Below are 8,406 nucleotides of genomic sequence, written 5' to 3'. Positions count from 1 at the left end.
GCCCTGGTTGCTGAAGCCTTTCAGCAGTTCCTTGGTCGGTGCGAGCTGCAAGGTCATTGCCACGGCCAGGGCTCCGACAAAGACCGCCGGGGCTGGGATCTTGGTTTTTACCAGCAGGACGAACAGCCCCAGCAGCAGGGCAAGTGTCAGGTAGGCGGCAATCGACATGTCACCTCCACCAGTCTAGTTAACAAACGTTGGATGTCCGAGAACCGATCGCATCCTCGCTGATCAGCTGATGAACTCGTAAGCTCGAGGCTGAATGGTCAAGGCTCGACGGTTAACGTAAAAAGCGCAAAGGTCAAGTTACAACGGTCGAAGATCAAAAAAGGACCCTAAAAACCGAAAGATAAAGAGTAAAGGCTAAATCCCAAAGGTCAAGACCCAAAATTCAAAAGCTCGAAGGTCAAAGCCAGAAACCAGAAACCAGGAACCAAAGACCAGAGACCTGAAACCAGAGACCAGAAACCAGGGTGACCAGGGACACAGGATGGACCAACAATCTTCCGTCATCGGAGCTTAGTAATTGGCATCCGCATAGGCTACCCACCCGCCGGTCGTGATCAGGTCCGCATCGAAATTGGAGATGGAAAAGGGGACCGTCTCCTTTATTCCGTTGGCGGAGAAGGTGATGGTGCCGCCGTCGAAATTCGTCTCCACGGTCGTTTCATGACCGGCGAAAGCTGAAAACAGCCGCGCGATGGTGCCGGTCGGCAGTTCCACGGCCATCATGCCGCAGTTGAACATGTTCTGGCGAAAGATACGGGCAAAGCCTTCGCCGACCACCAGGGTGATGCCATTGCCCTCCAGTGCCCAGGGTGCATGCTCCCGGGATGAGCCGCAGCCGAAGTTGGCTCGGGTAACGATGGCTCGCTTGCCGACGATATCGGTTTTCGGGTCGAATCCGTCTATCTTGAGGTCTTCCAACAGGTGGGATGCAAGGGACTCGCGGGAGATTTCGGTGAGGTATTTGGCCGGAATGATCTCGTCGGTGTTGATGTCCGAACGATCCAGGAACAGGACCCTGCCGTTAAATGATTTCATGGTCTTTTCCTCTGAACAGCGGAGAATTGGCGATGGTCCCGGCAATGGCGGTGGCTGCGGCGGTGGCCGGGCTCATCAGATGGACCATGCCCCCCTTGCCCATGCGACCGTTGAAATTCCGGTTGGTGGTGGCCGCGCAGACCTCTCCGTCGGCCAGCACCCCGTTGCTCATGCCCAGGCATGCGCCGCAGGTGGGGTTGGTGACGCACACGCCCGCGGCCATGAAGGTACTAATGAGTCCCTCTTCCAGCGCCTGGCGATAAATTTTCGGCGTGGCTGGTGAAACGATGGCCCGCACCGTTTCATGGACATGCTTTCCGGACAGGACGCCGGCGGCAATTCGCAGGTCGCTGATGCGGCCGTTGGTGCAGGACCCGATGTACACCTGATCCACCCGGATGCCGGCCATATCGGATACCGGTTTGACGTTGTCCGGCCGAAAGCCGAAGGTGACCATGGGGGCCAGGTTGGAAACGTCATGGTCGATGGTCCTATCGTAGGCGGCATCGGGGTCCGGGAGGTAACGGCCAAAGGCCGCCAGCGCTGCTTCCGGACTGCCGAATTCATCTTTGATAAAAGGCCACAGGTAGTCCACGGTGACTCGGTCCGGTGCGCAGATGCCGCAGGTGCCGCCGGCCTCGACAGCCATGTTGCACAGGGTCATGCGCGACTCCATGTCCATGGCAGCCACCACGGGGCCGGTAAATTCGATCACCTTGTTGGTGGCGCCGTCGACGCCGATTCGGCCGATGAGCGATAGGATGACGTCCTTGGCGAAGACGCCGTCTGGTAGGGTTCCGGTAATGTTGATGCGCATGGTGTCCGGTGTCTTGAAGGCGCAGACGCCCTTGAGGATGCCCACTTCAAGGTCGGTGGTGCCAACGCCGGCGGCAAAGGCACCGAAGGCACCGTGGGTGCAGGTGTGCGAATCCCCCATGATCACCGTGTACCCGGGCCGGACAAACCCCTTTTCCGGGAAGAGGGCATGGCAGACGCCGTTGGCGCCGATATCGAAGAAATCGACGATGCCGTGGCGCCGGGACCAAGCCCGTAGGATCTGGCCCTGCAGGGCGGTCTTGGAATCCTTGGCTGGAGATACGTGATCGATGACCACCTTGACGCGTGCCGGATCGAACACCCGGTCTTTGCCGCGCTGCTCGAGATCCAGGATGGCCGGCGGCGTGGTGATCTCATGGCAGAAGACGGCATCCAGACGGATGACGTGAATGTCCGCGTCCGGCTTGTCGACGCGGTGATCGTCGAATATTTTCTGTGCGATGGTTTTTCCCATTGTCTTTCCAGTTAATCCGTGTCTGTTTTAAGCACAGCCAGAAAGGCGGACTGGGGCAGCATCACCTGGCCCACCATTTTCATCCGCTTCTTTCCTTTTTTCTGTTTCTCCAGCAACTTGCGTTTGCGGCTGATGTCCCCGCCGTAGCACTTGGCGGTTACATCCTTGCGAAATGCCGATACGGTGGAGCGGGAAATGATATTGCCGCCGATGGCTCCCTGGATGGCGATCTTGAACATCTGGCGCGGGATCTCATCTTTGAGCTTGTCGCAGGCAATCCGGGCTCGGCCTACGGCATTGTCCCGGTGGATCAGCATGGACAGGGCATCGACCCGTTCCCCGTTGATCAGAAAGTCCAGCTTCACCAGGTCGGTCCGGCGGTAATCGATCAGTTCGTAGTCGAATGACCCGTAGCCCTGGGTGATGGATTTGAGCCGGTCGTAAAAGTCATAGATCACCTCCCCCAGGGGCAGTTCGAAGACCATCTCCAATCGTTTGTTGGTCAGGTATTGGTAGTTCTTGTTGATGCCCCGGCGTTCGAGGCACAGCTTCATCACCGCGCCCATGTAGCGGTCCGGGATGATGATGGCCGCCTTGATGTAGGGCTCCATGGCGTACTCGATATTGGTCGGGTCGGGGTAAAGGGCCGGGTTGTCGATGATCAATTCCTCGCCGTCGTTCATCATCAGTCGGTAGCGAACCGACGGCGCGGTAAGGATCAGGGAGAGGTCGTATTCACGCTCCAGGCGTTCCTGGACCACCTCGAGGTGCAGCAATCCTAAAAAGCCGCAGCGAAAACCGAATCCCAGGGCGGCACTGCTGTCTTTTTCGTAGATCAGCGAGGCGTCGTTGAGTTTGAGCTTTTCCATGGCCACGATCAGGTCTTCGTAGCCGTCGGAGGCCACCGGGTAAATGGAAGAAAAGACCACCGGTTTGGCTTCCTTGAATCCGGAAAGCGGTTTGTCGCAGGGCCGGCGGTGACCGGTGACCGTGTCGCCGCAGCGGGTGTCGCTCACCGTTTTGATGCCGGCGATCATGTACCCCACCTCGCCGGCGCACAGTTCTTTTTTGGGCACCCGAACGATCTGGAATACACCCACCTCTTCGACCTTGTAGGTGGCATTGTTGGACATGAAGCGGATGCGGTCCCCGGCGCGGATGGTTCCCTCCTTGATACGGAGATGAACGATGGTGCCTCTGAACGGGTCATAATGGGAATCGAAGATCAAGGCCTTCAGCGGCGCGTCCGCATCGCCTGTGGGCGGCGGCAGCACCTGGACAACGGCTTCCATGATTTTGTCGATACCCACGCCTTCCTTGGCCGACGCCAGGATGGCTGTTTCCGGGTCCAGCCCCAGATCCTCTTCGATCTGGTCCTTGACTCGGTCGATGTCCGCCGACGGCAGGTCGATCTTGTTGATCACCGGTATGATCTCCAGGTTGTGTTCCAGGGCCAGGTAGAGGTTGGCCAGGGTCTGGGCCTCCACACCCTGGCTGGCGTCGACCAACAGGAGGGCCCCCTCGCAGGAAGCCAGCGCCCTGGAGACTTCGTAGGTGAAGTCCACGTGACCCGGTGTGTCGATCAGATTCAGGTCGTAGGTCTTGCCATCCTTGGATTTATATGGCAGACAAACAGTTTGGCTCTTGATGGTAATGCCCCGTTCGCGTTCGATATCCATGGAGTCCAGAATCTGGTCCTTGAAATCCCGGTCCGCGATGATTTTACTGGACTGGATCATCCGGTCGGACAGGGTGGATTTGCCATGGTCGATGTGAGCGATAATGCTGAAGTTGCGTATGTTTTTCATATTATTACAGGTTCGATCGAAGCCGGTGATATCTGTCGGTTGACACCGGATTTCAACATGGTTATAATTCTCTAATTTTGTAAAATTTTTATTAATATCAGACCGTTTTCGGGCATGTCAACCGCTATCCGCAAGCGTTCTGCCGATATTGAAAAACGAGCATCATGACGCCTCACATTCTTATTGTCGACGATGATCTGTCCATCCGGGATGCGATGCACGAGTTTGTCGAAATTGCCGGATACGAAGCGTCAGTCGCATCCAGCGCCGAGGAGGCGTTGGACGTGCTCTCAGGAAACGTCGTAGAAGTCGTCATCACCGACATCCTGCTGCCCGGCATGGACGGATTGGCATTGACTGACCGGATTAAGCGGAACCATGACATCGATGTCATCGTCATGACCGGTTACAGCACGGAGTACTCATACGAAGAGGCCATCAGCAAGGGGGCCAGTGATTTTGTCTTCAAGCCGGTGCGCTTTGAAGAACTGCTGCTGCGCCTCAAACGGGTACTCAATGAACGCCGCCTCAACCAAGAGCGGGTGCAAATGCTGGAGAAGTTGAGAAAACTCTCCATCACCGATGGCCTCACTCAGCTGTTCAACTCACGGCATTTTTACAACCAGCTCAAAGGGGAGATCGAACGCTTCAACCGATACGGGCACAAGCTGAGCCTGCTTTTGCTGGATATCGATAATTTCAAGGACTTCAACGACACCTACGGCCATCTGGAAGGCGATAAAATACTTCTACATCTTGGACGGGTCATCAAGTCCTGCCTTCGCAAAATGGACTCCGCCTACCGATACGGCGGCGAAGAGTTCACCATCATCCTGCCGGGAACCCATGGAGAAGAAGCCAGGACGGTCGCCGAGCGGCTTCGGTCAGCCGTGGCTGCCGAAGATTTCACCTGCGGCAAGGTTTCCGATCTGGAAATCACCATCAGCATCGGTGTGACGCAGTATCGGCAGGACGAAGAAATCTCCAGTTTTGTGCAGCGGGCCGACAAGGCCATGTACCAATCCAAGCAGGCCGGCCGCAATAGGGTTTCCTGTCTATTCGATACGCCCGCCGGATGATCCTTTGCTGATGATAGAATTTTCGTTTCTCAAAACCCCGAACCGGATAGATATCGATCGATTGACCGAACTATACCGTCAGGCCGGCTGGTGGGCGGACGAGGCGGACAACCCATCCCTCATTGCCGGCATCGTTGCCGGCAGCCACTGTTTTCTGGTGGCTCGCCAGGCCAAGTCCATCATCGCCATGGGCCGCGCCATCAGTGACCGGATCAGTGACGCCTACATTCAAGACGTGACCGTGGACCCGGCCTTCAGAGGTCAGGGCATCGGTTCGCAGATGGTGGCGGCCCTGGTGGCCCGCTTGGAAGCCGATGGCATCGGCTGGATCGGACTCATCGCAGAAAGGAAAACGCATCCATTTTATCGACCCCTGGGGTTCTCGCCCATGGCCGATTCCGTGCCCATGCTCAAGACATCATGATAAACTTCAAACAACTGACACCGCCGGACTACGTGACCCATCTCCCGTACTTTAAAAACCAGCGTTATCCGCTGTGCGCTTACTCCCTGTCTTCCATTATCGCTTGGACCAATGACGAATACCTGCCATTCGGCGCCGAATATGCAGATGCGTTTATCGTGGCGGCCGAATTCAAAACCGTGAAAAAGAACCGGCATCTGCTGCTGCCGATCTCGCCGGAACGAATGTTTGCCCCCGAGGAACTGGTGACGGTGGCCGATCTTGCCGGGCATACGGAATACTGGTTCGTTCCCAAGATGTATGTGGACCATTTCGGCGAAAAGGCCATACGCCGCTACTTTACGATAAAGCACCAGGGCGCTTATGACGACTATGTCTACCGGGTCGACGACCTGGCCGGGCTCAAAGGCAACCGGTATTCCAAGAAGCGCAACCTCATCAATCAGTTCCAGCGTGATTATGTGGGCCCGGGAAAAGTGGTCATCGATTCCATCAACCGGGACAATGCCGAGGAATGCCTGCTCTTTTTAGAAGCGTGGTGCCGGGAACGCGACTGCGACGCCGATGACCAGGTGGATCTTTCATGCGAAAAGCAGGCGGCCATCAACACCTTGAACCACTTCGATGTGTTCAATCTGAAAGGCATCCTGCTGCGAATCGACGGGCAGGTGAGTGCCTTCGGCATCTCCGCCCCCTTGACCCGGGATATGGCGACCTTACAGTATGAGAAGGCTTTCGGCAGCATCAAAGGGCTGTACCAGTATTTCGACAACGCCTGCGCCCGTGCACTTTTCAACGGTTATACCTACCTGAACAAGGAGAGCGACATGGGCATCCCCGGTCTGGCCAAGGCCAAAAAATCCTATCATCCGTACCAAATGGTACGCTCCGTTAGATTGATCCTGAAAGAGAGGTGAGACCATGCAACTCAAGGGAAAAAAAATTCTTATCCTGGTGGAGACCTTCTACAATGAATTCGAGTTCTGGTATCCTTTCTACCGGCTCAAGGAGGCCGGTGCTCAGGTGACCGTGGTGGGGTCGGGCAGCGCCGAGACCTACAAGAGCAAGGCCGGGCTTCCGGTAACGGTCGATACCACGGCGGAGAAGATCGCTGTCGCCGACTATGACGGCGTGGTCATTCCCGGCGGGTATGCCCCGGACCACATGCGCCGGTACCCGGCCATGGTCGGCCTGGTCAAAGGCTTTGCCGCGGCCGGCAAACTGGTGGCCGCCATCTGCCATGCCGGGTGGATGCTGGTTTCGGCGGACATCATCCGCGGCCGAACCGTCACCTCTTATTTTTCCATCAAGGACGACCTGGTCAACGCCGGGGGCAACTGGGTGGACAAGGAGGTGGTAGTGGACGGCAGCCTGGTCACCAGCCGCACGCCCGACGATCTGCCGGCGTTCATGCGGGCGATCATCGGCGTCCTGGGTAAGTCTGACGTCTGAGGACAGAGGTCGGAAGTCCGCGCGCAGAAAAGTATTTCTTGATTATTTTTTGGAGACCGATCCACCCCCCCCAAATACGATTGGACCGGACATATACGGCACGGATCGGCTGGTGAGATTGAACGCACCAGCCGAAGTCCGGCTACCATCAATGGTGGCCGGACTTTCTACGGCGCCGTCATAGTTTCAAAGTTGAATTATCTGAGGTAATTATCCCGCAGCTGAATGGCCATTTGGTTCACCGCTTTAAAGGCTCGCTCCACAGTACGTTCCTTATCCGGATTGATCAGACAGCAGGTAGCCGGTGAGAGCATGCTTTTGGCAAACATTTGCTCCCTATCGATGCCCTTGGACCATAAGATTCTCCAGACATTTTCAAGGCGTTGGATCAAGGAGGGGATCTCCTCTTGTGCAAACGTTTCGAACCCCGTGGGCACGATTCCCCATACAATCACGCCACCACGGTCTAAAAATTTTCGAATGGATGCGGCATAGGAAGCAAAAACTTCCGCGTTGGTATAAACATCCAGGGAAAGCACATCCAGGTCCAGGTTCAACAGAAAATCCCAATCCGGGTTGCCGCACAGGTGGATGCCCCGGGGCCGGTCGACCTGGGCAAAGAATCGATCTAGGTCACCCTTGGCTTTCAGGTCGCTGTACCCGGCCATGGCGGAAAACAGGAATTGCAGACCGGGTTCATCCACAAACATGAAGGCATTGTCGTTGCGTCGTTTAAGCCGGGCCAATTGTACATTGATCCGTTTGGCCATAAAGTCCAGCATGAACGGCCGAACGGTGTCGTCAAATATAATGGGGCGGTCATCCTGATCGATAATATTGAACCCGAAACTGATGGGACCTTCCAGCTGCCCCCGGATGGCCGGTCGATTTTCCAGGTCCAACGCCAGAAAACGGTGATACACCGCCGAATAGGTCTCACTGACGTCAAAATAAACCGGATCGTCAAATTGCAGCAGAGTCGCTTCCAGCTCCTCGGCGAATTTATCCATGGAAAAGCGCAGCGTCCGCTTCTCCATATCCAGCACAATTCCTGGAAAATGTTCGGCAGCCTGCACATACATGTCTTCGGTGTAGCTGAAGTTGGGCAGCTGAGGCCAGAAAGGCACGTCCATGGACAGGGCCATGTCGAGCGCACGGGTCACGTTGGTGTGCGGCATCACCGCCATGGCGGTGGTCAGCAGGTTGCCGGGTATGTTGGACCTCATTGGGTGTCTCTCCGTTTTTCTCATGCGAGGATTAGGGCTATATCGTTGGGCAGTACATAGCGCCGGTGCCATGGGATCGCTT

General features: G+C 56.3%; 8 protein-coding genes. 4 read left to right on the top strand and 4 right to left on the bottom strand.

What is annotated here, in order from left to right; translation table 11 throughout:
* Positions 1 to 519: 519 nt before the first annotated feature.
* The 3 genes from ABYV26_RS15395 to lepA are packed head-to-tail and all read right to left on the bottom strand — an operon-like array spanning position 520 to position 4,143.
* Positions 520 to 1,044, bottom strand: a complete 525-nt coding sequence (locus tag ABYV26_RS15395) for a 3-isopropylmalate dehydratase small subunit 2 (RefSeq protein ID WP_372682245.1) — start codon at positions 1,042 to 1,044, stop codon at positions 520 to 522.
* Entirely contained in the window at positions 1,031 to 2,335 is a 1,305-nt protein-coding gene (locus ABYV26_RS15390) for a 3-isopropylmalate dehydratase large subunit (RefSeq protein WP_372682244.1), read from the bottom strand. The genes ABYV26_RS15395 and ABYV26_RS15390 overlap by 14 nt, the downstream gene beginning before the upstream one ends.
* A gap of 11 nt (positions 2,336 to 2,346) precedes the next feature.
* The gene (lepA, locus tag ABYV26_RS15385) at positions 2,347 to 4,143 is read right to left on the bottom strand and encodes a translation elongation factor 4 (protein WP_372682243.1); all 1,797 of its coding nucleotides are present in this window, start codon (positions 4,141 to 4,143) and stop codon (positions 2,347 to 2,349) included.
* A gap of 164 nt (positions 4,144 to 4,307) precedes the next feature.
* Between lepA and ABYV26_RS15380 the strand changes: the two genes are divergently transcribed.
* From ABYV26_RS15380 to ABYV26_RS15365, 4 genes are read left to right on the top strand one after another with little or no spacing between them, the layout of a single operon-like run.
* The gene (locus ABYV26_RS15380) at positions 4,308 to 5,222 is read left to right on the top strand and encodes a GGDEF domain-containing protein (RefSeq protein WP_372682242.1); all 915 of its coding nucleotides are present in this window, start codon (positions 4,308 to 4,310) and stop codon (positions 5,220 to 5,222) included.
* 10 nt (positions 5,223 to 5,232) lie between these two features.
* Positions 5,233 to 5,646, top strand: a complete 414-nt coding sequence (locus tag ABYV26_RS15375; protein ID WP_372682241.1) for a GNAT family N-acetyltransferase — start codon at positions 5,233 to 5,235, stop codon at positions 5,644 to 5,646.
* Positions 5,643 to 6,563, top strand: coding sequence for a DUF2156 domain-containing protein (locus tag ABYV26_RS15370; RefSeq protein WP_372682240.1), 921 nt, complete (start codon positions 5,643 to 5,645; stop codon positions 6,561 to 6,563). The genes ABYV26_RS15375 and ABYV26_RS15370 overlap by 4 nt, the downstream gene beginning before the upstream one ends.
* Positions 6,564 to 6,567: 4 nt before the next feature.
* On the top strand, positions 6,568 to 7,098 hold the full coding sequence (locus ABYV26_RS15365; protein WP_372682239.1) for a type 1 glutamine amidotransferase domain-containing protein: 531 nt from the start codon (positions 6,568 to 6,570) through the stop codon (positions 7,096 to 7,098).
* Between the two features lie 197 nt (positions 7,099 to 7,295).
* Here the strand turns inward: ABYV26_RS15365 and ABYV26_RS15360 are convergent, their stop codons facing one another.
* The gene (locus ABYV26_RS15360; RefSeq protein WP_372682238.1) at positions 7,296 to 8,324 is read right to left on the bottom strand and encodes a hypothetical protein; all 1,029 of its coding nucleotides are present in this window, start codon (positions 8,322 to 8,324) and stop codon (positions 7,296 to 7,298) included.
* Between the last annotated feature and the right edge of the window lie 82 nt (positions 8,325 to 8,406).

It is taken from the genome of Desulfosarcina sp., from assembly GCF_041551955.1.
In the GTDB taxonomy this organism is placed as follows: domain Bacteria; phylum Desulfobacterota; class Desulfobacteria; order Desulfobacterales; family Desulfosarcinaceae; genus Desulfosarcina.
Note: the sequence above shows the minus strand (reverse complement) of the source record. Positions and strands in the feature narration are given on the sequence as shown.